A 24,971-nucleotide genomic window follows, 5' to 3' on the forward strand; every position below is an offset into this window, starting at 1 on the left:
ACCGTTGTGAGATGAGCTCCTCGATGAGTTGAGTTCCGTCCTGGAACAACTAACTGGAGCGCCGGTCACAGAGCAATCTGTGACCGGCACCCAAATGCAAATAATCAAATTTCCCATAGAAAGCCGTCAAAACCTCACTAGGTATTGACGGCTTCGTTTGTGATGAATTAAATAATTCTAAAAATAGTTTTGCCTCTTATAAGATGTTTTTACTCCCGCTTTTTTGGTATACTAAGCCTGTTATAAGAGGGGAGGGTCCTTGGTGAGTTCACAAGTGCAAGCACATGATGATTCCAATGAAAACAAAGAAAATGAATTTATTGATTTTATGGTATCTGCAGGGGTAGCAGGCGGAGTGCTCTTCGGGATTTTTATCGTTGCAACCATCATCAAGTTAGTGATGTAAGGACACCTTGTTTTGGTGTCCTTTTTCTCTTGGCAAGTCAAAAAAAATGGACTATACTTGCAGGGGAGCCAAGGGAGAAAACTTGAGCAAATCATTTTATTTGCCATTACATATATACCCTGAGTTGGCTTTTTATCTATGGACTGGAGGATGGAGCATGAACGTACATGAGTACCAAGGAAAAGAAGTGCTAAAGAAATTTGGCGTCCAAGTACCAAATGGATATGTCGCTTTTAATGCAGATGAAGCAGTACAAGCAGCACAATCCTTAGGTGGAAACCTATGGGTGGTAAAAGCACAAATCCATGCAGGTGGACGTGGAAAAGCTGGTGGAGTAAAACTAGCAAAAAGCCTAGATGAAGTACGTGAATTTGCAAATGAATTAATCGGAAAAGTACTAGTTACACATCAAACTGGTCCAGAGGGCAAAGAAGTAAAACGTCTTCTTATCGAAGAAGGCTGTCCAATTGAAAAAGAATACTATATTGGTGTTGTCATCGACCGTTCTTCTAACTCTGTTGTATTGATGGGTTCTGAAGAAGGTGGAACAGAGATCGAAGAAGTAGCTGAAAAAACACCTGAAAAAATCTTCAAAGAAGTGGTAGATCCAGCAGTAGGTTTGCTGCCTTTCCAAGCGAACCGCCTTGCAAATCGGATCAATATCCCAAAAGATAAAGTAAGAGAAGCAGTGAAATTTATGCTTGCTCTTTATAAAGCTTTCGTAGAAAAAGATTGTGCATTAGCAGAAATCAATCCGCTTGTTACGACGACAGACGGCCGAGTTATGGCACTTGATGCAAAATTAAACTTTGACTCCAATGCTTTGTATCGCCAAAAAGATATCGTTGCTCTTCGCGATCTAGATGAAGAAGATCCAAAAGAGATCGAAGCATCCAAATATGACTTGAGCTATATTGCCTTAGATGGAAACATCGGCTGCATGGTAAATGGTGCTGGACTTGCAATGGCAACAATGGACATCATCAAACATTATAATGGAGACCCAGCTAACTTCCTGGATGTTGGGGGCGGAGCAACTGCTGAGAAAGTAACAGAAGCTTTTAAAATTATTTTGTCTGATGAAAAAGTAAAAGGTATTTTTGTCAACATCTTTGGCGGAATCATGAAATGTGATGTTATCGCAGATGGTGTTATTCAAGCAGCAAAACAAGTTGAACTAGATCGCCCACTTGTGGTACGTCTCGAAGGAACCAATGTGGAACTCGGTAAGAAAATGTTGAATGAGTCCGGTCTTGCAATTGTAGCAGCAGATTCCATGGCTGATGGAGCACAAAAGATCGTCGAACTAGTGAAATAAGGTTGATAGAGAGGAGCATGCAAGGTGAGTATTTTTGTTAATAAAGACACCAAAGTGATCACTCAAGGAATCACAGGTGCAGTTGGTCTTTTCCATACCCAACAAGCGCTTGCGTATGGAACTCAAGTAGTAGGTGGGGTAACTCCTGGTAAAGGTGGTACCACTGTAGAAGGTCTTCCTGTTTTTAATACGGTTGTAGATGCAGTTGCCGCAACTGGTGCTACTGCTTCCGTTATTTATGTTGCAGCTCCATTTGCCGCAGATGCTATTATGGAAGCAATCGACGCTGAACTCGATCTCGTTGTTTGTATTACAGAAGGTATTCCTGTACTAGATATGGTAAAAGTGAAACGTTATTTAGTTGGCAAGAAAACCCGTCTGATCGGACCTAACTGCCCTGGAGTCATCACTCCTGACGAATGTAAAATCGGCATTATGCCTGGATATATTCATAAAAAAGGTCATGTAGGCATTGTTTCCCGCTCTGGAACCTTGACATATGAAGCAGTACATCAGCTCAGTACTCGAGGTATTGGACAATCTACTGCGGTTGGTATCGGTGGAGACCCAGTAAACGGAACCAACTTTATCGATGTGTTGGAAGCATTTGAAAATGATCCAGAGACCAAAGCAGTTATCATGATCGGTGAAATTGGCGGTACTGCTGAGGAAGAAGCAGCAGAATGGATCAAAGCAAATATGACAAAACCTGTTGTGGGCTTCATCGGTGGTCAAACTGCACCTCCTGGAAAACGTATGGGTCACGCTGGTGCGATTATCTCTGGTGGAAAAGGAACAGCAGCTGAGAAAATTGCTACCTTAGAGCGTTGTGGTGTATCTGTAGCAGCAACTCCTGCTGTTATTGGAGAAACCTTGGTAAACTTATTGGAAGCAAAAGGATTATTAGATGAATTTGTCGTAAAGAGCTAATAGTATGAAAAGGAACCTATCATAGGTTCCTTTTTTGTTTCCAATAGAGGGGGCTCATCTCTTGCTGCGCAAATCATTAATTGCTGTCCATCATCTAAATGGTGTTGGCTGGTCAACTATCCGTCACCTATTTCAATTTGGATGGGAAGGTGGCAAAATACAGGAGAGTATTTTAAGTAAATTGCAGGTGAAATCTGCCCAAGTGATCCGCAAAAACTGGTCATCTAGTTATATGGATAAAGTGCTTCGTAAACTGGAGGAAAAACAAATTGATACGATAACAATATTTGATGATGATTATCCTCCTCTGTTACGTGAGCTTCCCCAAGCACCGTGGGTGTTGTACTTACTTGGAGATCGATCGTTATTGAATACCAAATGTATTGCCATTGTCGGTACAAGAAAAGCTAGTATATACGGTCGGAAAGTAACGGAACAATTGAGCCGTGAATTATCCCAGGTAAACTGGACGGTTGTCAGTGGAATGGCAGCTGGAATTGATGGTATAGCTCATCAGAGCGTATTAGCAGCTGGTGGTAAGACGATCGCTGTTTTAGGTACAGGAATCGATGAAATATTTCCCAAACATCATCAAAAATTGTATCATCAATTGATTCGATCTGGTTTGGTGATCTCCGAATATCCACCAGGTACACCGGGCCATCCCGGGCTTTTTCCACAGCGAAATCGAATTATCAGTGGTTTGTCTTTTGGGACAGTAGTTGTAGAAGCTGCAGAGAGAAGCGGGTCTTTAATAACGGCTGAGTTTAGCATGGAGCAAGGCAGAGAAGTATTTGCTGTGCCAGGTCCGATTCATTCGCAAGGAAGCAAAGGAACACTCTCTTTGATTCAACAAGGAGCAAAGTGCGTGCAATCGGTGACGGATATATTGGAAGAACTTCCAGATTGGCGTACAGAAGCCTTTACAGAAACGAAGCAGGAGATTGCAGTTGCGATCGAATTAACTTCCTTAGAACAAGAAGTTTGGGAATATCTTTCTGATGAACCTGAGCATATCACATCTTTAATGGAAAGAATTACGGACAAAATGACAATTAGCGATTTACATAGTTCTTTGTTATCTTTAGAAATAAAAGGTTGTATCGCTCAGTTGCCAGGTTCGCATTACATAAAGAAATCTTGATTTGTTTAAATTTCTAGTAACTGGATTGTATGGATAGAGATGAAGTGAAATCATTATTTCTTATAGTCAACATACATACAACATATAACTTTTGTTGCACACTGATGTTTGGTTTGGTATGTTATCTGGTATGAACGAAAGGCGAGGAAGGAGGGCCCCTGATGGCCGACTCGTTGGTGATCGTAGAGTCCCCAGCAAAAGCAAAAACTATTAGTAAATATTTGGGTCGTGGTTATATTGTAAAGGCATCGATGGGCCATGTTCGAGATTTACCAAAGAGCCAATTAGGTGTAGATGTGGAGCAAGATTTTCAGCCTAAATATATAACGGTTCGTGGTAAAGGCGATGTGATGAAACAATTAAAGGATGCCAAAAAGCGTGTAAAACGGGTTTATCTAGCGGCTGACCCTGATCGTGAGGGGGAAGCGATTGCTTGGCATTTGGCTAACAGTTTAAATATTGATCCAAATGAAAGTTGCCGTGTTGTTTTTCGAGAAATTACCAAACAAGCTGTGAAAGACGCGTTTAAACAACCGCGTCCTATTAATATGGATTTGGTCAACGCGCAACAAGCACGACGAATTCTCGATCGTTTGGTTGGTTATGGTATAAGCCCACTCCTTTGGAAAAAGGTAAAACGAGGCTTGAGTGCTGGCCGAGTACAATCGATTGCAGTAAAACTTGTGATTGACCGCGAAAAAGAAATACGAAATTTTAAGCCAGAGGAATACTGGACAGTTACTGCTCATTTATCGACTGGTAAAGAAACGATTGAAGCACAATTTTATGGATATGAAAATAAGAAGACAGAATTAAAAAAAGAGGCCGATGTTGAAAAGTTATTAGCAGCGATAAAAGGAAAAAGATTTATTGTATCTGACGTCCGCTTAACAGAACGTAAGCGTAATCCGTCTCCTCCTTTTATTACCAGTACACTGCAACAAGAAGCTGCCCGTAAACTTAATTTCCGTCCGCAAAAAACAATGGCAATAGCGCAGCAGCTCTATGAAGGAATAGAGCTTGGAAAAGCGGGTAGCGTAGGACTTATTACCTATATGCGTACGGACTCGACGAGAATAAGTGATACGGCAAAAGAGGAAGCAAAAAATTATATTCGGAAAACGTATGGAGACAATTATGTGTCCAAAGGAAGCAAAGGTGCTGCTAAGAAGGCAAATTCTCAAGATGCTCACGAGGCAGTTCGACCATCTTCTGTACTTCGTACTCCAGCAGAGGTAAAAGATTATTTAAAACGAGATCAATTTCGTTTATATAAGCTCATATGGGAAAGATTTGTCGCAAGTCAAATGGCACCTGCTATTTTAGATGCTGTTACTGCTGATATACAAGCAGGAATAGCAACATTTCGTGCAACTGGATCAAAAATAAAATTTCAAGGGTTTATGAAGGTATACATTGAGGGAACAGATGAAAAGAAGCAGGAAGAAGAAAAATTTCTACCAGCTTTGGAACCAAAACAAACTTTGACCAAGAAAAAAATAGACCCAAAGCAACACTTTACACAACCACCTCCCCGATATACAGAAGCGAGATTGGTCAAAACATTGGAAGAAAAAGGGATAGGTAGACCTAGTACCTATGCACCTACATTAGATACCATTCAGAAACGCGGCTATGTTTTGATGGAGGACAAACGTTTTGTCCCTTCTGAACTAGGGGAAATTGTATTAGCTATGATGGAAGAATTTTTTCCAGAGATTTTAGATGTCACCTTTACTGCTCATATGGAAGAAGATTTGGATCAAGTTGAAGAAGGGCAAATCGACTGGGTGAAGTTGTTGGCTGAATTTTATAAGCCATTTCGAAGTCGTTTATCCGTCGCTGAGGAAGAGATGGCAGAAGTAGAGATTGCGGACGAAGAATCGGATGAAGTCTGTGAGAAGTGTGGCAAGGTAATGGTTTACAAGCATGGCCGTTTTGGGAAATTTTTAGCTTGTTCTGGATTTCCTGATTGTCGTAATACAAAGGCAATCGTCAAATCTACGGGCGTAACTTGTCCGGTTTGTCATGAAGGGGAAGTAGTAGAGCGAAAGAGTAAAAAGAATCGGTTGTTTTATGGATGTACACGCTACCCCGAGTGCGATTTTGTTTCTTGGGATAAACCAGTTCCTCGTCCATGCCCCCGATGTAAGGGATTGTTAGTAGAAAAAAAGAAAAAGAAAGAAACATTCATTGTTTGCACCAAGTGTGATTACGAAGAGGAGAAAAATTAACATGAAAAGCGTTACAGTAATAGGTGCAGGATTGGCAGGTAGCGAGGCTGCTTGGCAAATTGCTTCTCGCGGGGTTGCCGTTAAATTGATCGAGATGCGACCTGTTCGAAAAACACCAGCTCACAGGTCAGATCAGTTTGCAGAGTTGGTATGCAGCAATTCTCTCAGAGCTGCTGGCCTTACTAATGCAGTCGGTATTTTAAAAGAAGAGATGCGGAGACTTCATTCTTTAATCATCAAAAGCGCAGACCAGCACGCAGTTCCTGCAGGTGGTGCGCTTGCTGTGGATCGAGAAGCATTTTCTCAGACCATTACCCGTACTTTATCCGAGCATCCTAACATAGAAGTAGTCAAAGAAGAAGTAAAAGAGCTGCCTGATGGCATAACGGTAGTTGCTACAGGTCCTCTGACATCGCCAGATTTGTCTGCCAAACTTCAAACGCTGACTGGAGAAGAATATTTGTATTTCTATGATGCTGCTGCACCTATTGTGGAGAAAGACAGCATAAATATGGAAAAGGTTTTCCTGCAATCACGTTATGATAAAGGGGAAGCAGCATATCTCAATTGTCCAATGAATGAAGATGAATTTAATCGGTTTTATGATGCACTCATCTCAGCAGAATCTGCCCCTTTAAAAGAATTCGAAAAAGAAATCTATTTTGAGGGATGCATGCCAATAGAGGTAATGGCTCGTCGCGGCAAGAAAACATTGCTCTTTGGACCGATGAAACCAGTTGGACTGACAGATCCACGAACAGGAAAGCGTCCTTTTGCTGTCGTTCAGCTCAGACAAGATAACAGCGCTGGAACATTGTTTAACCTAGTGGGATTTCAAACACACCTTAAATGGGGACCACAAAAAGAAGTACTTCAATTAATTCCTGGTTTGGAAGATGCAGAAATTGTTCGCTATGGTGTTATGCACCGCAATACATTTTTAAATTCGCCTAAGTTACTCAAACCTACTTATCAGTTTCGGGGTCGGGATGATTTATTCTTTGCTGGCCAAATTACAGGTGTAGAAGGGTATGTGGAGTCTGCTGCAGCAGGTTTATTAGCAGGGATAAATGCTGCGCGTTTGGCTAAGAAAGAAGAACTTGTCACTTTATCTCCTGCTACAGCAATGGGGAGTTTGGCTCACTACATAACGACAACAGATAGTAAACATTTTCAACCGATGAATGCAAACTTTGGGTTATTTGCTCCGCTGGATTCTCCAATGAGAGGAAAGAAGGAGCGAGCAGAACAATATGCTGAGCGTGCTATATTAGAGTTGGGTAAAATATCTACTCAGATCAATGTACAGTCTTATGATAGATAGAAAGTAGGGATACAATGGAGCAATTTCATGCAACTACTATCTTTGCCATTCGTCATAATGGGGAAGCTGCAATAGCTGGTGATGGTCAGGTTACATTTGGAAATCAAATGATCATGAAACATGGTGCCAAGAAAATTCGCCGACTTTACCGTGGGCAGGTAGTAGCAGGATTTGCAGGTTCTGTAGCAGATGCTATTACATTGTTTGAAAAATTCGAAGGAAAGCTTGAAGAATACCAAGGTTCTCTCACCAGAGCAGCAGTAGAGTTAGCAAAAGAATGGCGTACAGATAAGATGTTGAAATCTTTAGAAGCGATGTTGATTGTATTAAATAAAGAACAATTGTTATTGGTTTCTGGTAATGGGGAAGTGATTGAGCCAGATGATGATGTATTAGCTATCGGTTCAGGAGGAAGTTATGCATTGTCTGCTGGTCGTGCATTAAAAAGATATGCCCCTGATTTAACTGCAAAAGAGATAGCCAAAGCCTCTTTGACTATTGCTAGTGAAGTTTGTGTGTTTACCAATGATCATATCATCGTTGAGGAGGCTTAAAGATGTTAACTCCAAGGCAAATTGTTACAGAATTAAACAAGCATATTGTAGGTCAAGATGAAGCCAAACGGGCTGTGGCTATAGCACTACGCAATCGTTATCGTCGCAGTTTACTGCCCTCTGAGTTAAAAGAGGAGATTGTTCCGAAAAATATTTTGATGGTTGGACCTACTGGGGTTGGGAAAACAGAAATCGCTCGAAGGCTTGCAAAATTGGTGGGAGCGCCTTTTGTAAAGCTTGAAGCTACCAAGTTTACCGAAGTGGGTTATGTGGGCCGAGATGTCGAATCCATGATCCGAGATCTTACAGAAACAGCAATTCGAATGGTAAAAGGCGAAAAGCTATCAAAAGTGAAGGAACAAGCAAAAATATTGGCAGATGAACGTTTGGTGGAATTGCTAGTGCCGGATAAAAAGCAGACTTCCTCTTTTAAAAATCCAATAGAAATGCTTTTTCAAACGGGCCAGCCAAAAGAAGAGCCTTCTAAAGAAGAAAATGCCTCTTTGCGGCTAGAACGAAATAAGATGGCCGTGCGCCTTCAGCAAGGTGAGCTTGAAGATCAACTAGTTGAACTAGAGATCGAAGAACAAATGGGCTCTATGTTCGATATGTTTGCTGGTATGGGTGGCGACCAAATGGGCATGAATATGCAAGAAATGTTTAGCAATATTATGCCTAAGAAAAAGAAAAAGCGCCGTCTTCCTGTAAAAGAAGCAAGGGAAATTTTGATCCAAGAAGAAGGGCAAAAATTGATTGATATGGATCAAGTGACTCAAGAGGCATTGGAACGTGTAGAACAAGCAGGGATTATTTTCTTAGATGAAATTGATAAAATCGCTGGTAAAGATAAGCATGGTCCAGATGTTTCCCGTGAAGGCGTTCAACGTGATATTTTGCCAATAGTAGAAGGATCAACTGTGGTTACCAAGTATGGTTCTATTCGAACTGATCATATTTTGTTTATTGCGGCAGGAGCATTTCATGTTGCAAAACCATCTGATCTTATCCCAGAACTTCAAGGGCGTTTTCCCATTCGAGTAGAATTGAATGATCTAACATCAGACGACTTTGTCCGTATTTTGACAGAACCGAAAAGTGCACTTTTGAAACAATATGCAGCTCTCTTGGAAACGGAAGGAATTAAAGTTACTTTCACAGAACCTGCCATCAGAGAGATTGCGAAGTTAGCAGCAGATGTGAACAGTCAGACTGAAAACATTGGTGCAAGAAGGTTGCATACGATACTAGAGCGATTGTTAGAAGAACTTTCTTTTGAGGCTCCTGATATTACTTTGGAGGAAATAACAGTAACTCCTGAGTATGTCAAGGAAAGATTGAGCAGTATTGTATCGGATCGAGATTTAAGCCAATATATTTTGTAAGTAAAAAGAAGCCGTTCGGCTTCTTTTTGTCTATTGAGTTGGCAAATGCTGTCTGTTTTGAATGTTTGCCAACATGGAATTAAACTGTGGGGAAACACTATGGTAGCCAATAGCGAAGGAATCTGCCATGGGATTCCAAGCTTGATATACAAATGCGGCTTTTTTTACTCGAAAGGCTTGGCTGGTGTTAGGAGTAATAGTTGAACCAACAGTAACTCTATTCCAATCATTTCTTGATACATATAAACGAACATCTGTTATTGCTTTTTGATTATACAAGTCTACCAGAGCTTGTCCACTGATGGAGTGAGATAAAGAGCTATCGTGTTGTGACATCGCTTTAAAACTTGCACCTGGATATTTTTGTGCATATTCCATCACTAACGATTTCATTTCATCTAAAGTCAAAGTTCCATCAGATGTGAGATTACGTATATGAATATTTTCAGGTTTGACACCTAGCTGCATCAATGCAGATTTTAGCTCGTGCGTTCTGGCATCAGAAAACCTTTGATTATCAATATGGCCGTATCCTTCTGTGACAGGGTTGTGGGTCCCGCCCCACCAACTGGAACTAGCTTCCCCATTTAATATCTTTTGAGCAATTGATCCAGCACCATCGGTATATAAAACCGCTATCACTTCTCTTCCAGCATCTAAGTGTTGGGTGATAGCAACTCCCATTGACAAGGTTTCGTCATCTTGGTGAGGAATAAAAAAGATAGCTGGCGGAGTACTGGCGATCTTGGGAGAAATTAATGATGTTTTTGGAGCTAAAGTATCAGGATCTTTTAATGTTTTTGGCTGGGTGACAACAATAAAGTTCCCTCCTCCATTTACTTCTGCTAAAATTTTATTTTTTTTAGCATCATAGCTTTGGTTTTCTACGCGAAAATATCCAGCTTCTTCTCCAGAAGATTCATACCGATATAATACTGCTTCCTTTACATCTTTTTTGACTGGTATGTTCAAAGTATACACAAGGCTCTTATCTTGGGAATGTATTTCGAATTTCAAATCTTCTCCCATCTTTAATGATTGGAGATTACTAGGGCGGATAGTGAATTTTTTGCTTACATCTCCTGTTCCTTTCACCGTCCCAGTTATTTTCCATTTGTTACTTGGAATAGGGCTACTCTGTTTGGAAATGGCACTAGCAGATGGAGCAGAGAAAAGGCTGAAGGAGAGAAGGCAGCAACAAATAACAATAAACAAAAACAGATGTAATTTCCTCAAAGTTGAATCTCCTTTTGTTTTAGAGTGATATCATTTTCGTTGTTGCACAATTTATTTTAATAGAAAATTTCTGATGACGCCATGTGGGAATATTGAATTACGGAATGTTCAGAAATATCTTTTTAGAATCGCAAAAGAAAGTATCTATTGAATGTTTTTCCTCGTATCTGTCTACCATTTTCTCTATTTTTATGATAATAATATTTGTTGTAATAATGTTAACAAAGGAGCTGGATATACATGAGTGATCGCGTTATGTCTGATGGCGAAAAATGGCTACGAAAATCAGCTGAAATGGGTAATGTAAAAGCAATGCATAATCTAGGATGGAGATTACTAGATGGTGCGGGTCTTCCTCATAATGAGCAAGAAGGTGAAATGTGGCTAAAAAGAGCTATTTCACTTAATTATGATCCTGCACTAAGTGCGCTGGGTTGGAGACTTTTAGATGGGAAGGGAATTACACAAAACATTGCAGAAGGTGAACGCTTGCTTAGAGAAGCAACGAATAAAGGTAATACATATGCTATGTGCTCTCTAGCATGGGCTATTCTAAAGGGAACTCTACCAAATAATGATTTAGCTGAAGCAGAAAGACTATTGACTCGTGCTGCAGAAGGTGGAAATTTAGATGCGATGGACAGCTTGGGATGGCGTTATCTAGATGCTAGTGGATTTGCTTATAATCAAGAATTAGGAGAGCATTGGTTGAAAAAAGCTTCAGATGCAGGTAGTGCAGAATCCATGTACCAGTTAGGATGGCGTTTAGTGGAAGGTTTTACCTTGCCACACAATGAACCAGAAGGAATCATGTGGTTGGAAAAAGCTGCTAATGCAGGACATACTCATGCGATGTCATATCTTGGGAATTTATTGCTGGACAAAGAAGAATTTGCTCAAAAACAGCAGAATCCCAGTAATTTACACTGATTTGCGAACTTAAGCCTTGCAAGCTATTTGCTTTGTATGATATATTCGTGATTGGTGTAAAACACACGCCAAAGGAGTGGGCAGTGGTGCCAAAAATGTTGGTTGCTGTTTCTCGATGATCCTTGGCGGAGGATTAAAAACCATAAGGGGGCTGAATTCATGGCAGTTGTATCCATGAAACAACTATTAGAAGCAGGTGTTCACTTCGGTCATCAGACTCGTCGTTGGAACCCAAAAATGAGTCGTTTTATTTTTACTGAACGTAATGGTATTTACATCATTGATCTACAAAAAACAGTAAAAATGATGGAACAAGCATACCAATTTGTTCGCGATCTATCTCGTGAAGGTGGAAACGTATTATTCGTTGGAACAAAAAAACAAGCACAAGAAGCAGTAAAGGATGAAGCAATTCGTTCTGACATGTTTTTTGTAAATCATCGTTGGTTAGGTGGTACATTGACCAACTTTGGTACGATCCAAAAACGTATTCAACGACTACATGAGTTAGAGCGCATGGAGGAAGACGGTACTTTTGAAGTACTTCCTAAAAAAGAAGTTGTTCTCTTGAAAAAAGAACAAGCTCGCTTGGAGAAATTCCTAGGCGGCATTAAAAATATGAAAAAACTTCCTGATGCAATCTTTATTATAGATCCTCGTAAGGAACGGATTGCTGTTGCAGAAGCTCGCAAATTAAACATTCCGATTATCTCTATTGTAGATACTAACTGTGACCCAGACGAAGTAGATTATGTAATTCCTGGTAACGATGATGCTATCCGCGCTGTACGTCTGTTTACTGCTAAAATTGCTGATGCGATTATTGAAGGAAGACAAGGCGAGCAACAAAGTTCAGCTTCGTAAGTTTTTTGCGTAGGGGTGGTAGAGCCACCCCTTTTTATTAGAAGTTTATTGTTAAGTGGTTTCATTTTGGAAATTTCACCTTATGGGTAATTTAATTGATTAGTAGTGAAAGGTAGTGGCAATAGATGGCTATTTCTGCATCAATGGTAAAAGATTTGAGACAAAAAACAGGCGCTGGAATGATGGATTGCAAAAAAGCGCTTACAGAAACGAATGGGGACATGGAGAAAGCAATCGAATACCTTCGTGAAAAAGGTATCGCTGGTGCTTCCAAAAAAGCAGATCGTGTCGCTGCAGAAGGTATAGTTGAGTCTTACATACATGCTGGTGGCCGTATTGGTGTGCTAGTAGAAGTAAACTGCGAAACAGACTTTGTTGCAAAAACTCCTGAATTTGGAGCATTTGTAAAAGATATTGCTATGCAAATCGCGGCAATGAATCCAAAATATGTTCGTCGTGAAGAGGTTGCAGAAGAAGAAGTAGAAAAAGAACGTGAAATTTTGAAGCAACAAGCACTTCAAGAAGGTAAACCAGCTAACATTGTGGATAAAATGGTAGAAGGTCGTCTTGTAAAACACTTCAAGGAAATCTGTCTACTTGATCAAGTATTTGTAAAAGACAATGACAAAACGATTGATCAATTGGTAAAAGAGCAAATTTCACGTATTGGAGAAAACATTACTATCCGCCGTTTTGTTCGTTACGAACTCGGAGAAGGTATTGAAAAACGCCAAGACAACTTTGTAGAAGAAGTAATGTCTCAGATAAACAAAGGCTAAAGCGATATGGGGAGCACATTTCGTGTATCCCCCTTTTTCAAATACTGACAGAAAGGTGGGGATCGTGTGAGCACTCCCAAATATAAACGGGTTGTCTTAAAGTTGAGCGGTGAAGCACTAGCTGGAGAGCAAGGGTATGGGATTGACTCAGCGGTACTTACTTCTATTTCCCGTCAAATCAAAGAGATTATTCATTTAGGTGTGGAGGTTGCAATAGTAGTAGGCGGAGGAAATATTTGGAGGGGTATTGCTGGAACGAAACGTGGAATGGATCGTGCCACAGCTGACTACATGGGGATGTTAGCCACGGTAATGAATTCACTTGCGCTTCAAGATTCCTTGGAGTCTATGGATGTAGCTACAAGGGTACAGAGCTCTATCGAAATGAGACAGATTGCTGAGCCTTATATCAGACGAAGAGCTATTCGCCATCTAGAAAAAGGACGGGTTGTGATTTTTGCAGCCGGAAACGGAAATCCTTACTTTTCAACAGATACAACAGCGGCTCTGCGTGCTGCGGAAATAGAGGCAGAAGTCATTCTCATGGCGAAAAATAATGTTGATGGTGTTTATAACACAGATCCACGCCTCGATCCAAATGCTGAAAAATATGATACGCTTACTTTCTTAGAAGTATTGAACAAAGGATTAGCCGTAATGGATTCTACAGCTTCTTCTTTGTGTATGGATAATAATATTCCTTTGGTTGTATTCAATATTACGACAGAAGGTAACATTCGCCGTGTATTAATGGGTGAGTACATAGGAACTGTTGTGAGGGGGAATCACACTTGATTAATGAAGTAAAATCAACTGCTCAAGATAAGATGGAAAAAGCGGTACAAGTATTAAAACGTGATTTAATGTCTCTTCGGGCGGGACGTGCCAATCCTGCATTATTGGACAAAGTGATCGTAGATTATTATGGAAGCCCTACACCAGTAAATCAACTTGCAAACATTAGCACACCAGACCCTCGTACTTTGTTTATCCAACCATGGGATAAATCAGCTGTAGCACAAATCGAAAAATCTATCCTCAAATCCGAACTTGGTCTTACACCAAATAATGATGGTTCTGCCATACGAATCACCATTCCGCCACTGACAGAAGAGCGTCGAGCAGATTTGGTAAAAGTAGCGAGAAAAACTGGTGAAGAAGCAAAAGTAGCTGTTCGAAATGTACGCCGAGAAGCGAATGATGAATTGAAAAAGTTAGAAAAAAGCGGTGAAGTAAATGAAGATTCTTCTCGTCGCGGCCAAGAAGAAATTCAAAAAGTAACCGATCAATTTATCAAATTGATTGACAAGGTAGTTGCTGATAAAGAAAAAGAGATAATGGAAATTTAACATTGGGTAACAGAAAACTCCTTCATTTGAAGGGGTTTTCGACTACACCTTTTTTTATCCACAGAAGCAATTATCAGTGGTGGAGGTATAAATTATGCGGTTAGGATTAAAGGGGCTGTTCAACCAACGCAACCAAGGTAATGGTTTTGTTGAGGAGATCGATAAACAAACTTTGCCAAAACATATAGCCATTATTACGGATGGCAATGGCCGGTGGGCTAAAAAACGTGGATTGCCTCGGACAGCTGGTCATGCAGCAGGTATGAGGAGAGTAAGAGAAACGATTAGAGCTGCAAATGATTTGGGAATTGAAGTACTCACTTTCTATTCTTTTTCGACTGAAAATTGGAAAAGACCTAAAGAGGAAGTAGACTATCTTATGAAACTTCCAGTCGAATTCCTAAAAACAGATTTACAAGAATTAGTAGATCGCAATGTTAAGGTACAAATGTTGGGAGAGAAACGACAAACCCCCAATTTTACTCAGGAAGCTTTAACAGAATTTGAGGATAAAACCAAACACAATACAGGCATGATTTTAAACTTCGCTATCAACTATGGTTCACGAGATGAAATTCTTTCCATGATCCAAAAGATTATAGATGATGTCGAATTGGGAAATATTAGTAAGAGTGATATTTCTGAGCAAATAGTCAGTGAACGCTTGCTTACTAAGGGATTGCCTGATCCAGACTTGGTGATTCGATCCAGTGGTGAGATTCGGATAAGTAACTTCTTGCTCTGGCAAATTGCTTATAGTGAGTTTTGGTTTACAGAAGCACTTTGGCCTGATTTTTCGAAAGAGATGTTTTTTCAAGCAATAAAAGAATACCAACGGAGATCAAGAAGATACGGTTCCCTTTAAAAAGGGTAAATATTAGGTTTGAAAATAGCGAATCGTGACATTATGATTCTGCCATATCTAATGGATTTGTATTTTGCAATTCCTGTAAGGGAGGTAGGACAGGAGAGGATCGTTGCTCTCAGTTAAAAGCTGAGAAATGCCGACATTCCTCTACACCAACGTTATAAGGTGGTTATCCTGTCGGCAATTATGAAAGAACGCATCATTTCAGGAGTACTAGGAGCAGGTTTCTTTTTGCTCGTATTATGGCTAGGCTCTTGGTGGTATTCTGTATTCATTTGGATACTGGCATCCATCTGTTTTTTGGAATACTGTCGTCTGTTCGGATATTCATACCGCAAGCCCCAAGTAATCCTTGGGTTGGTGTTCGTTTTCTTGATTCTTGTCGCTGGATTACGGACGCAATTGAGGTTAGAGTCTATTGCCTTGTTACATAGTGAAAATGTGTTAATTCTTATTTTGGTTGTATTTTTTGCTTTACTGGTATTTTCTCGTAATCAGTTTGATATTTATCAAATGGCGCACTTATTTATTGGTACGATATACATAGGTTTTGGTTTTTCATATATGATTAATATTATTTGGCATCCGGATGGTTTTTTATGGTCATTGTTTATATTGTTAATCATCTGGGCTAACGATACAGGTGCGTATTTTGCTGGAAAAAGTTTAGGTAAACACAAGCTATGGCCTTCGATTAGTCCTAATAAAACCGTCGAAGGTTCTGTTGGCGGAGTATTAGTAGGTTTAGTAGTTAGTGGAATATTTGGGTATTTATTCCCTCAGATTTGGCCAATTGAATACGCGATAGTATTAGGATTTCTTATTTCGATAGTTGGTCAGCTAGGAGATTTAGTTGAATCCGCTATTAAGAGGACTACCGGCACAAAAGATTCAGGTCGGATTCTTCCAGGACATGGAGGTATTCTCGATCGGTTTGATAGTTTGATTTTTACCTATCTTATTCTTCATATCTTCACTGGTTTTTTTTAGAAAAAGATATTTAATGGGAATGTAAAAGGAGAACTTAGATGTTAGAAAAATTATCAATCTTAGGTTCAACTGGATCTATTGGAACAAGCACACTAGATGTTGTTAAGCAACATCCAGATCAATTTCAAGTGATTGCTCTAGCTGCGGGTAGTAACGTTGAAAAAATGATCCACCAGGTACAACTTTTTCGGCCAAAATTAATATCAATGTCTACAAAAGATTTGGCTGAAAGAGTGGCTAGAGAAATTCCTGATTCAATTAAAGTCGTATGGGGAGATAAAGGTTTATTGGAAGTCGCAACGCATCCAGAATCAACTTACGTTGTTTCCTCTCTTGTCGGCAGCAGAGGATTAGAACCTACCTTAGCTGCAATTGAAGCAGGAAAAAGAATTGGACTTGCCAATAAAGAATCATTAGTTACAGCTGGTCATCTCGTGATGGATCTTGCGAAAAAACATAAAGTAGATATTCTACCGATCGATAGTGAACACTCTGCCCTATTTCAATGCTTAAATGGAGAGAGAAGAGAAGATGTTAAAAAGTTAATATTAACTGCTTCAGGAGGAGCATTCCGTGATTTTTCAAGGGAGCAGCTAACGGATGCTACTCCTGAGATGGCTTTAAAACATCCAAACTGGGCAATGGGAGCTAAGGTTACTATTGATACGGCTACTTTGATGAACAAAGGTTTAGAAGTAATGGAAGCACATTGGCTTTTTTCTTTTCCTTATGAACAGATCGATGTGTTAGTTCACCCTCAAAGCATAATTCATTCTATGGTCGAATTCCAAGATGGGGCCGTGATAGCACAATTAGGTACACCAGATATGAAAGTACCTATTCAATATGCACTGTCTTATCCTAAAAGATTACCACTTGCAATGCCTGCTTTGTCTTTGAGTGAAATTGGGCAGCTTACATTTGGAAAACCCGATTATTCTCGTTTTCCTTGTTTGGCAATGGCTTTTGAAGCAGGTAAGGCTGGTGGAACAATGCCTACTGTTTTAAATGCTGCAAATGAAATTGCTGTCGAGAAATTTTTAAATAAATCTATTCCTTTTTTAGGAATAGAGGCTATGATAGAAAGAACACTAGAAAAACATGTATCTATCAATAACCCACAACTAGAAGACATTCAACATGCAGACCAGTGGGCACGTGAATTTGCTCGTCAATTAACCTTATAGGTGGTGATGTTGGTGCACGTATTGCAAACGGTTGTTTCATTTGTTTTGGTTTTGAGTGTGTTGGTGTTTGTGCACGAACTTGGTCATTTTTTGCTTGCTAAAAGAGCTGGAATATTGGTACGTGAGTTTGCTATTGGCTTTGGTCCCATTGTTTTTTCAAGAAGAAAAGGAGAAACATTATATGCCATACGCCTATTACCTTTAGGTGGATTTGTTCGGATGGCAGGTGAAGATCCAGAGATCATTGATATCAAGCCTGAATCAAAAATTTATTTGGCTTTCAAAAATGATTTGGTTAAAGATGTCTGGTTGTTCGAACCAGTTCAAGCAGCAAAAATGGTTTCTGGTTCCTTAGTGGAGATGGATACAGAAAAAGATTTATTTCTTACTGTTCGATTGGAAACAGGAGAGCAAGTACGTTATCCCTTGCATCGTGAAGCATTTATCCATCTGACCAAATCAAATGAGATGCAAATTGCTCCACTTGATCGTCAATTTAGCTCTAAAACAGTTGGACAAAAAGCACTAACCATTTTGGCTGGACCCGTATTTAATATTATTTTGACGATTATTCTTTTTGGGATTTATACATCCGTTACTGGTATAGAGGCAAAACTTCCCATTCATACCGTGACAAAAGACTCGCCTGCTCAAAAAGCAGGGTTAAAGCCTGGAGATCTTATTGAATCTGTTAATGGTCAGCGTGTCAGTACAATAGATATGCTTCGTGTCCAATTGGTTAATTCAAAAGGAAAACCTGTACCTTTCCTAATTAAACGTGGAAATCAAGAATTGCATCTAAATATTGCCCCTAAGAAACAAGGTGAAGTATATATAATTGGGACAACATTTGATGAAAGACAAATGAAACGAAAAGCAACAATTGGTGAAACCATTCAAGAAGGATTTAAACAGACCTATAATTGGTCAGTAGTTATACTAGATGGTTTTCGTAGCTTAGTAACAGGTCAGATATCAGTCAAAAGTTTAGGTGGACCAGCGCAGATGGGGTATTTGACTGGTAAAGCAGCTGATGCTGGATTTATCGCCCTGATCAAATGGACTGCTCTTCTCAGTTTGAATCTTGGGATATTCAACCTACTTCCTATTCCTGCTTTAGATGGAAGTCGTCTTTTCTTTATTATTATAGAGGGATTAAGAGGACGGCCTATCAATCCAAATAAAGAGAGTTTAGTTCACTTTGTAGGGTTTGCAATGCTAATGATGCTAATGATTTTTGTAACCTACAACGATATAGTAAAAATATTTTTTACCTAGAGAAGAGGAAGGATTTTGAGACAGAAGACTGCACTTATCCCTACACTCAGAAGTGTTGCGGAAGCAGAAATGATCAGCCATCAACTATTGCTCCGGGCTGGTTTCATTCGCCAAGTGGCAGCAGGAGTATATAATTATTTGCCATTAGCCCAACGGGTATTACAAAAAATTTCTATGATTGTTCGAGAAGAAATGGATCGGATTGGTTCACAAGAATTACTAATGCCAGCTCTCAATCCAGCTGAACTATGGCAGGAATCCGGACGATATGATACATATGGTCCAGAATTAGTGAAATTACAAGATCGTCATGAGCGCAATTTTATTCTTGGTCCAACACATGAAGAAACAATAACCGATTTGCTCCGTAAAGAAGTAAACTCATACAAAAAGTTACCAATGACACTTTATCAGATTCAAACTAAATTTCGCGATGAGAAGCGTCCTCGTTCAGGTCTATTACGGGGTAGAGAATTTATTATGAAAGACGCATATTCTTTTCATGCTGATCGCAAGTCACTAGATGAAACTTATGAGGACATGTATCAAGCATATAGCAATATTTTTACCCGATGTGGGCTGGAGTTTGGAGCAGTTGAGGCGGATTCAGGATCTATAGGAGGAAAGGGAACTCACGAGTTTATGGTGTTCTCTGAGGCTGGTGAAGATAAGATCGCGATTTGTACCTCTTGTGATTACTCTGCGAATATTGAAATGGCTGAGATTATGATAGATGATACTATTCGTATAAAGAAGCAAGATGTTCAAGCAATGGAGAAAATCTATACGCCAGACATTAAAACAATCGATCAACTCGCATCATATCTTCAAGTTGCTCCGAGCTCTTTAGTAAAAACTCTATTATTTATCGTAGACGATAAGCCAGTGATGGTTTTGGTTCGTGGAGACCACGAAGTCAATGAAGTAAAAGTGAAAAATGTATTAGAAGCAACAACATGTTCTTTAGCAGATGAAACAACTATTTTTAAAGTTACTGGTGCAACCCCGGGTTCACTAGGACCAGTCCACTTAGATGAAAAAATAACTATTCTTGCAGATTTTGCTTTAAGCGGGTTTGATGAATGGCATATTGGTGCTAATGAGACAGATTATCATTTTTTACATGCTGTAGAGGGAAGAGATTTCGAAGTTAGCAAGTATGCAGATTTGCGTACTGTAGAAGAAGGAGACAAATGTCCCCGGTGCAAAGGAACAATCCGTTTTCAAAAAGGTGTTGAAGTTGGACATATCTTTAAACTGGGCACTAAGTACAGTGATGCTATGAGAGGTACTTTTCTTGATGCAAATGGTCGAGAACAAACGTATATTATGGGTTGCTATGGAATTGGTATATCTCGAACACTCTCTGCTGTTGTAGAACAACATCATGATGATAATGGAATCATTTGGCCAGAATCTATTGCTCCATATGCAGTACATCTTATTGCAGTAAATATGAAAGATAAAGAGCAGAGTGAGCTAGCGGAAAATCTATATCTACAATTGATGCAGGCAGGTATTGAAGTTTTATTTGATGATCGCCAAGAGAGAGCTGGGGTTAAATTTAAAGATGCAGATTTAATTGGTATTCCCAAAAGAATTGTAGTGGGATCAAAAGCTGAAGATGATATAGTGGAACTAAAGTTTCGTCGTACTGGTGAAAGTCAAGAACTTAGAGTGGAAGAGCTCTTAGAAGTTATGAAAAATAATTGATTATACCCCTTTTTTAGAGAAGGGGCTTGTGATATTTGAACTTAGGTATCAAGGATTTTGATTCAACGATCCATTCTTTTTTAAGAAAGGATCGTTGTTTTTTGTACTATATATTGTTTTTTTTGATAAGATGATTTTTTAAACTTAATTATACAAATTGTATTTTTTTATGGTTATTTTAGAAAATCTTTTGGAAAAGAGATCGCATACAATGATATGTTTTACTCAAGGAATGTTTTTATTATCTTTATTAAAATTGCAGTATTTTGTTGGAGATATGATTTGGCCAAATTAAAAAAAGGCCTAAGATTTTGAAGGAAACCTTTTCATTTTCTATCTGAAAAAGTTGTAACTTATAACAAATTTATTAAACATTGATTATTTCAATTGACACTGATTTCTCTGAACACTAAGATGAGAATAGACAGATAAAGAAAAGTATTCCATACATTTATGGTTGAAAAAGGGAATAGAACAAAAGGAAAGGTTGATTATATTTGAAGAAAAAAGTAGCAACAGGCTTTTTTGTTCTAGGTCTATCCGTTTTTGCTCTAAGTCCAGCAGCATTAGCAGCAAATAAAAGTTTGGTAGATTTAGATGCAAAAGTAAAAATTCAAGTTCCTGGTAACGGTGATGGTAAGCCACCATGCACAGGCGTTGATTGTGATGAGAATGGAGACAATGGTGGAGACACCAACAATGGTGGAGATACCAACAATGGTGGAGATACCAACAATGGTGGAGATACCAACAATGGCGGGGACCACAACAATGGTGGGGACCACAATAATGGTGGGGACCACAATAATGGCGGAGACACCAACAATGGCGGAGACACCAACAATGGCGGAGACACCAACAATGGTGGAGACACCAATAACGGTGGAGACACCAACAATGGTGGAACAACCAATAACGGTGGAGACACCAATAACGGTGGAGACACCAACAATGGCGGAACAACCAATAACGGTGGAGACACCAATAACGGTGGAACAACCAATAACGGTGGAACAACCAATAACGGTGGAGACACCAATAACGGTGGAACAACTAATAACGGTGGAACAACCAATAACGGTGGAGACACCAACAACGGTGGAACAACTAATAACGGTGGAACGACCAATAACGGTGGAGACACCAACAATGGTGGAAGCACTGACAATGGTGGCGTAGACAGCCCTGAAAACAATGGTGGAACTGTAGATAATGGTGGTGTAGATGTACCAAGTACCAATACAGAAACACCTGTAGTGGTTGCTCAAAATAATACACCAGTTAAAGAAACAACTACCACAACTGATGAACCTACAACTGTTAATGGTGGAAAATTGCCAAAAACAGCTACTTCTTTACCTCTCGCTGGATTGATTGGTGCAGGTCTTGCTTCTCTTGGCCTAGTTCTTCGTAAAAAAGTGAAAATGTAGAACATGAAAAAAATACCACTCTTGCTGATGGCAGTAGGAGTGTGCCTGATGTGCTATTCCCTGTTCACATATGTACCTCAAATGTTTATCGGCAGTTCGGTCAATAAGTCGGATGTAGACAAAGTAATGGCTGAAGCTAAAAATCAACCAAATATGGATAAGCGAATTTTATATCCGATTAGGCCCAAAACTGGTGAAAAGGTTGGAGATCTTATCATCCCTAAACTAAGTGCCAGTTTGCCTATCATTGAAGGTACAGATCCAGATGAATTGGAAAAAGGTGTAGGTCACTTTGCGCAAAGTGTACTGCCAGGAGAGAAGGATAATTCTGTTTTAAGTGGTCATAGAGATACGGTATTTCGCAATGTGGGTAAGCTGAAGATTGGTGACCAATTGGTGACCAAAACCAGTGCAGGTGTCTTTACTTATAAAATCGTAAAAATGTGGATAGTAGATGAAAATGATCGAACCGTTATTGTCTCTCATAAAGGAAAGCAAATCCTAACCCTTACTACTTGTTATCCTTTTAACTGGATTGGTCCCGCTCCACAGCGGTATATCATACAATCGGAATTAGTGAAAACAACATAGTTCTTTCCTTTTTTATCAACCAAGAGGCAGGAGGAATCCTCCTCTTTTTTTTCTTTATAAAACATAGTTGTTATAAAATTTTTTTGCAAACATGAATACCAATAAAATAAAGCGAAAAAAAGACACTAAAAATTAGGTAGTTTTAAGAATCTGATTATGTTATAATCTTTTTGGCAATACTACACACAGTAACTACATTTGTTTTTGCAGATGTGAAATTCTTCACCTTATAGAAACACTTCAGGTGGAGTGCTTTTCTAGGGAATGGTGATTTTAGATAGGCTCCTATGAAAGAGTGGGTAAACACCCACTCTTTGCATTTTAAAAGCTACTTATGGAGGTAGTATTCTTGAGTCGACAAGTTGTAGAGCAAGTAGAAAAGATTGCCGTTCCACTCCTCCAATCTTTAGAACTGGAATTGGTAGAAGTGGAATATAAAAAAGAAGGGTCAAATTGGTTTTTGAGAGTTTTTATCGATGGAATTAGCAAACCAGTCGATTTGGACGATTGTGCTAAAGCTAGTGAACAGCTTAGTTTGGCATTAGATGAAAATGATCCAATCCCTGGAAACTACTATTTGGAAGTTTCTTCACCAGGTGCAGAGAGACCATTGAAAAAAGAATCCGATTATCAAAAAGCAATTGGAAAAAATGTCCACGTTAGTACATATGAACCTATTGATGGCCAGCGCAAGTTCGAAGGGATACTTGAAAATGTTACACCTGATGAGGTTGTAGTTGCATCACAGGTAATTCCTCGAAATAAAATAGCAAGTGCTAGACTAAGCGTGGTTTTTTCATGATGAAGGGAGGATTATGCCGGTGAATGCGGAGTTCATCGAAGCGCTCGGTCAGTTAGAGAAAGAAAAGGGTATCAGCAAAGATATCTTGATCGACGCGATTGAAGCAGCATTAATATCTGGGTATAAACGAAATTTTCATTCCGCTCAAAATGTAAGAGTGGATATAAACAGAGAATCTGGTAGAGTTCGTGTGTTCGCACGTAAAAATGTCGTAGAGGAAGCATTAGACCCTCGTCTAGAAATTTCCTTAGAAGCGGCAAAAGAAATCAATCCTAACTATGCGTTAGATGATGTTGTGGAAATCGAAGTAACTCCTGCTGATTTTGGACGTATTGCAGCACAAACAGCAAAACAAGTAGTAACACAACGTATTCGAGAGGCAGAAAGAAATATCATCTACTCTAATTTTATTGATAGAGAAGAAGATATTGTAACTGGAATAGTGCAACGCTCAGATAATCGTAACTATTTTATTGATTTGGGTAGAGTGGAAGCTTTATTACCCCATTCAGAAACTATGCCGGGCGAACGATTTAAACATGGTGATCGTGTAAAGACGTTTATCACGAAAGTAGAAAAATCAACCAAAGGTCCACAAATTTTTGTATCTCGTACACACCCAGGTTTATTGAAACGTCTGTTTGAATTGGAGGTTCCTGAAATTTTTGATGGTGTAATTGAAATCAAATCAATTGCACGTGAAGCAGGCCAGCGTTCAAAAGTTGCAGTGACTTCAAGGGATCCCAATGTAGATGCTGTTGGAGCATGTGTAGGTCATAAAGGAGTTCGTGTTCAAACAATCGTCAATGAGCTTCGTGGAGAAAAGATAGACATTATTCGTTTTTCTGATGATTTGACCGAGTGGATAGCAGCTAGTTTGAGTCCATCTAAAGTAACTTCTGTGGAAATTTTTGAAGAGGAAAAGATGGCAAGAGTAGTTGTCCCTGATCACCAGTTATCCCTGGCTATTGGAAAAGAAGGACAAAATGCTCGTTTAGCTGCTAAACTTACCAATTGGAAAATAGACATCAAAAGTGAGTCTGAAGCAGGAATAGAATTTACACCTGTTGTTTCAGAGGATGAGGTCGAGTGAAGAAGAAAAAAGTTCCAATGCGAAAATGTATTGTCTCTCAAGAGATGTTTCCTAAAAAAAGCCTTATCCGTGTAGTGAGAACACCCGAAAATGAAGTATTGATTGACCCGACAGGCAAGAAGTCTGGGCGAGGTGCTTATCTATGCGCAAAAGTCGAATATATTGATTTGGCTCAAAAGAAAAAGGCGTTAGAACGCGTCTTTCAAACAAAAATTGATTCTGTTTTGTATGATCAGCTTAGGGAGTATGCAGAGGGAGTTTCACATGAAGAATAATTTCTTTCAAGTGTTAGGTCTAGCACAGCGAGCCCGCAAGTTAACTCTGGGGGAAGAGTTTGTTCTTCAATCTGTACGAAATGGTCAAGCTAAATTGGTTATTTTAGCTACTGATGCAGGTAAAAACACAACAAAAAAGTTCACAGATAAGTGTAGTTCTTATCAAGTGCCTTTGCTGCAAGCAGGTACAAGATATGAGCTTGGGGCTGCAGTAGGAAAAGGAGAACGAGTCGTTATGGCAGTTACAGATGTAGGTTTCTGTCAGATGCTAAGGGGGCTCGTTACGTAACTAAT

Annotated in this window: 25 protein-coding genes; 24 read left to right on the forward strand and 1 reads right to left on the reverse strand. The window is 39.4% G+C overall.

Features of this window, described 5'->3' with window-relative positions; all coding sequences use genetic code 11:
- Positions 1-262 precede the first annotated feature (262 nt).
- The 8 genes from MK805_RS15020 (at position 263) to hslU (ending at position 9,292) form a co-directional block, all read left to right on the forward strand.
- Positions 263-406 carry a hypothetical protein gene (locus tag MK805_RS15020; RefSeq protein ID WP_240876713.1) on the forward strand — a complete coding sequence of 48 codons (144 nt, stop codon included), beginning with the start codon at positions 263-265 and terminating at the stop codon, positions 404-406.
- Positions 407-563: 157 nt separating this feature from the next.
- Positions 564-1,724, forward strand: coding sequence for an ADP-forming succinate--CoA ligase subunit beta (sucC, locus tag MK805_RS15025; protein ID WP_240876714.1), 1,161 nt, complete (start codon positions 564-566; stop codon positions 1,722-1,724).
- Positions 1,725-1,748: 24 nt separating this feature from the next.
- Positions 1,749-2,654: a succinate--CoA ligase subunit alpha gene (gene sucD, locus MK805_RS15030; protein WP_240876715.1), complete on the forward strand. Its 906-nt coding sequence runs from the start codon at positions 1,749-1,751 to the stop codon at positions 2,652-2,654.
- 61 nt (positions 2,655-2,715) lie between these two features.
- Positions 2,716-3,798 (forward strand): DNA-processing protein DprA, encoded by a 1,083-nt coding sequence (gene dprA / locus MK805_RS15035; RefSeq protein WP_240876716.1) that lies wholly within the window; start codon positions 2,716-2,718, stop codon positions 3,796-3,798.
- A 161-nt stretch (positions 3,799-3,959) separates the two neighbouring features.
- Positions 3,960-6,032 carry a type I DNA topoisomerase gene (gene topA / locus MK805_RS15040; protein WP_240876717.1) on the forward strand — a complete coding sequence of 691 codons (2,073 nt, stop codon included), beginning with the start codon at positions 3,960-3,962 and terminating at the stop codon, positions 6,030-6,032.
- 1 nt (position 6,033) lies between these two features.
- Positions 6,034-7,356: an FADH(2)-oxidizing methylenetetrahydrofolate--tRNA-(uracil(54)-C(5))-methyltransferase TrmFO gene (gene trmFO / locus MK805_RS15045; RefSeq protein WP_240876718.1), complete on the forward strand. Its 1,323-nt coding sequence runs from the start codon at positions 6,034-6,036 to the stop codon at positions 7,354-7,356.
- A 14-nt stretch (positions 7,357-7,370) separates the two neighbouring features.
- Positions 7,371-7,910 (forward strand): ATP-dependent protease subunit HslV, encoded by a 540-nt coding sequence (gene hslV, locus MK805_RS15050; RefSeq protein ID WP_240876719.1) that lies wholly within the window; start codon positions 7,371-7,373, stop codon positions 7,908-7,910.
- Positions 7,911-7,912: 2 nt separating this feature from the next.
- Positions 7,913-9,292: an ATP-dependent protease ATPase subunit HslU gene (gene hslU, locus MK805_RS15055; RefSeq protein ID WP_240876720.1), complete on the forward strand. Its 1,380-nt coding sequence runs from the start codon at positions 7,913-7,915 to the stop codon at positions 9,290-9,292.
- A 30-nt stretch (positions 9,293-9,322) separates the two neighbouring features.
- On the opposite strand, the gene MK805_RS15060 is transcribed toward hslU, so the two are convergent.
- A complete protein-coding gene (locus MK805_RS15060) occupies positions 9,323-10,528 on the reverse strand; it encodes a PIG-L family deacetylase (RefSeq protein WP_240876721.1) in 1,206 nt (401 codons plus the stop codon).
- A gap of 240 nt (positions 10,529-10,768) precedes the next feature.
- Between MK805_RS15060 and MK805_RS15065 the strand changes: the two genes are divergently transcribed.
- The 16 genes from MK805_RS15065 to MK805_RS15140 all read left to right on the forward strand — a co-directional run bounded on the left by MK805_RS15065 (position 10,769) and on the right by MK805_RS15140 (position 24,966).
- Complete coding sequence (locus MK805_RS15065) at positions 10,769-11,458, forward strand: tetratricopeptide repeat protein (RefSeq protein ID WP_240876722.1); 690 nt, start codon at positions 10,769-10,771, stop codon at positions 11,456-11,458.
- Positions 11,459-11,617: 159 nt separating this feature from the next.
- Positions 11,618-12,322 carry a 30S ribosomal protein S2 gene (gene rpsB / locus MK805_RS15070; protein ID WP_240876723.1) on the forward strand — a complete coding sequence of 235 codons (705 nt, stop codon included), beginning with the start codon at positions 11,618-11,620 and terminating at the stop codon, positions 12,320-12,322.
- Positions 12,323-12,447: 125 nt separating this feature from the next.
- Entirely contained in the window at positions 12,448-13,101 is a 654-nt protein-coding gene (gene tsf, locus MK805_RS15075) for a translation elongation factor Ts (protein ID WP_240876724.1), read from the forward strand.
- Positions 13,102-13,167: 66 nt separating this feature from the next.
- On the forward strand, positions 13,168-13,896 hold the full coding sequence (pyrH, locus tag MK805_RS15080) for a UMP kinase (protein WP_240876725.1): 729 nt from the start codon (positions 13,168-13,170) through the stop codon (positions 13,894-13,896).
- A gap of 32 nt (positions 13,897-13,928) precedes the next feature.
- Positions 13,929-14,450 (forward strand): ribosome recycling factor, encoded by a 522-nt coding sequence (gene frr / locus MK805_RS15085; RefSeq protein ID WP_420833095.1) that lies wholly within the window; start codon positions 13,929-13,931, stop codon positions 14,448-14,450.
- 94 nt (positions 14,451-14,544) lie between these two features.
- On the forward strand, positions 14,545-15,315 hold the full coding sequence (locus tag MK805_RS15090) for an isoprenyl transferase (RefSeq protein WP_240876727.1): 771 nt from the start codon (positions 14,545-14,547) through the stop codon (positions 15,313-15,315).
- Positions 15,316-15,483: 168 nt separating this feature from the next.
- Positions 15,484-16,308, forward strand: coding sequence for a phosphatidate cytidylyltransferase (locus MK805_RS15095; protein ID WP_240876728.1), 825 nt, complete (start codon positions 15,484-15,486; stop codon positions 16,306-16,308).
- 38 nt (positions 16,309-16,346) lie between these two features.
- On the forward strand, positions 16,347-17,495 hold the full coding sequence (locus MK805_RS15100) for a 1-deoxy-D-xylulose-5-phosphate reductoisomerase (protein ID WP_240876729.1): 1,149 nt from the start codon (positions 16,347-16,349) through the stop codon (positions 17,493-17,495).
- Between the two features lie 12 nt (positions 17,496-17,507).
- Positions 17,508-18,773 (forward strand): RIP metalloprotease RseP, encoded by a 1,266-nt coding sequence (gene rseP, locus MK805_RS15105; RefSeq protein ID WP_420833087.1) that lies wholly within the window; start codon positions 17,508-17,510, stop codon positions 18,771-18,773.
- A gap of 15 nt (positions 18,774-18,788) precedes the next feature.
- Complete coding sequence (locus MK805_RS15110; protein ID WP_255724688.1) at positions 18,789-20,486, forward strand: proline--tRNA ligase; 1,698 nt, start codon at positions 18,789-18,791, stop codon at positions 20,484-20,486.
- Positions 20,487-20,983: 497 nt separating this feature from the next.
- Positions 20,984-21,916 carry a hypothetical protein gene (locus tag MK805_RS15115; RefSeq protein WP_240876731.1) on the forward strand — a complete coding sequence of 311 codons (933 nt, stop codon included), beginning with the start codon at positions 20,984-20,986 and terminating at the stop codon, positions 21,914-21,916.
- A 3-nt stretch (positions 21,917-21,919) separates the two neighbouring features.
- On the forward strand, positions 21,920-22,507 hold the full coding sequence (locus MK805_RS15120; protein WP_240876732.1) for a class D sortase: 588 nt from the start codon (positions 21,920-21,922) through the stop codon (positions 22,505-22,507).
- Positions 22,508-22,841: 334 nt separating this feature from the next.
- The gene (gene rimP, locus MK805_RS15125; protein WP_420833088.1) at positions 22,842-23,309 is read left to right on the forward strand and encodes a ribosome maturation factor RimP; all 468 of its coding nucleotides are present in this window, start codon (positions 22,842-22,844) and stop codon (positions 23,307-23,309) included.
- A 19-nt stretch (positions 23,310-23,328) separates the two neighbouring features.
- Positions 23,329-24,402 carry a transcription termination factor NusA gene (gene nusA, locus MK805_RS15130; RefSeq protein ID WP_240876734.1) on the forward strand — a complete coding sequence of 358 codons (1,074 nt, stop codon included), beginning with the start codon at positions 23,329-23,331 and terminating at the stop codon, positions 24,400-24,402.
- The gene (gene rnpM / locus MK805_RS15135; RefSeq protein ID WP_338057522.1) at positions 24,399-24,677 is read left to right on the forward strand and encodes an RNase P modulator RnpM; all 279 of its coding nucleotides are present in this window, start codon (positions 24,399-24,401) and stop codon (positions 24,675-24,677) included. Before nusA ends, rnpM begins: the two co-directional genes overlap by 4 nt.
- Positions 24,667-24,966: a YlxQ family RNA-binding protein gene (locus MK805_RS15140; RefSeq protein ID WP_240876735.1), complete on the forward strand. Its 300-nt coding sequence runs from the start codon at positions 24,667-24,669 to the stop codon at positions 24,964-24,966. The genes rnpM and MK805_RS15140 overlap by 11 nt, the downstream gene beginning before the upstream one ends.
- The last annotated feature ends 5 nt before the right edge of the window (positions 24,967-24,971 follow it).

The organism is Shimazuella soli (assembly GCF_022511585.1).
Lineage (GTDB): Bacteria > Bacillota > Bacilli > Thermoactinomycetales > Thermoactinomycetaceae > Shimazuella > Shimazuella soli.

Bases quoted from the DNA above. Each gene is read 5' to 3' on its own strand.
- sucC (WP_240876714.1), top strand. From the start codon at position 564: ATGAACGTACATGAGTACCAAGGAAAAGAAGTGCTAAAGAAATTTGGC.
- topA (WP_240876717.1), top strand. From the start codon at position 3,960: ATGGCCGACTCGTTGGTGATCGTAGAGTCCCCAGCAAAAGCAAAAACT.
- trmFO (WP_240876718.1), top strand. From the start codon at position 6,034: ATGAAAAGCGTTACAGTAATAGGTGCAGGATTGGCAGGTAGCGAGGCT.
- hslV (WP_240876719.1), top strand. From the start codon at position 7,371: ATGGAGCAATTTCATGCAACTACTATCTTTGCCATTCGTCATAATGGG.
- hslU (WP_240876720.1), top strand. From the start codon at position 7,913: ATGTTAACTCCAAGGCAAATTGTTACAGAATTAAACAAGCATATTGTA.
- MK805_RS15065 (WP_240876722.1), top strand. From the start codon at position 10,769: ATGAGTGATCGCGTTATGTCTGATGGCGAAAAATGGCTACGAAAATCA.
- rpsB (WP_240876723.1), top strand. From the start codon at position 11,618: ATGGCAGTTGTATCCATGAAACAACTATTAGAAGCAGGTGTTCACTTC.
- tsf (WP_240876724.1), top strand. From the start codon at position 12,448: ATGGCTATTTCTGCATCAATGGTAAAAGATTTGAGACAAAAAACAGGC.
- frr (WP_420833095.1), top strand. From the start codon at position 13,929: ATGGAAAAAGCGGTACAAGTATTAAAACGTGATTTAATGTCTCTTCGG.
- MK805_RS15090 (WP_240876727.1), top strand. From the start codon at position 14,545: ATGCGGTTAGGATTAAAGGGGCTGTTCAACCAACGCAACCAAGGTAAT.
- MK805_RS15100 (WP_240876729.1), top strand. From the start codon at position 16,347: ATGTTAGAAAAATTATCAATCTTAGGTTCAACTGGATCTATTGGAACA.
- MK805_RS15120 (WP_240876732.1), top strand. From the start codon at position 21,920: ATGAAAAAAATACCACTCTTGCTGATGGCAGTAGGAGTGTGCCTGATG.
- rimP (WP_420833088.1), top strand. From the start codon at position 22,842: ATGGAGGTAGTATTCTTGAGTCGACAAGTTGTAGAGCAAGTAGAAAAG.
- MK805_RS15140 (WP_240876735.1), top strand. From the start codon at position 24,667: ATGAAGAATAATTTCTTTCAAGTGTTAGGTCTAGCACAGCGAGCCCGC.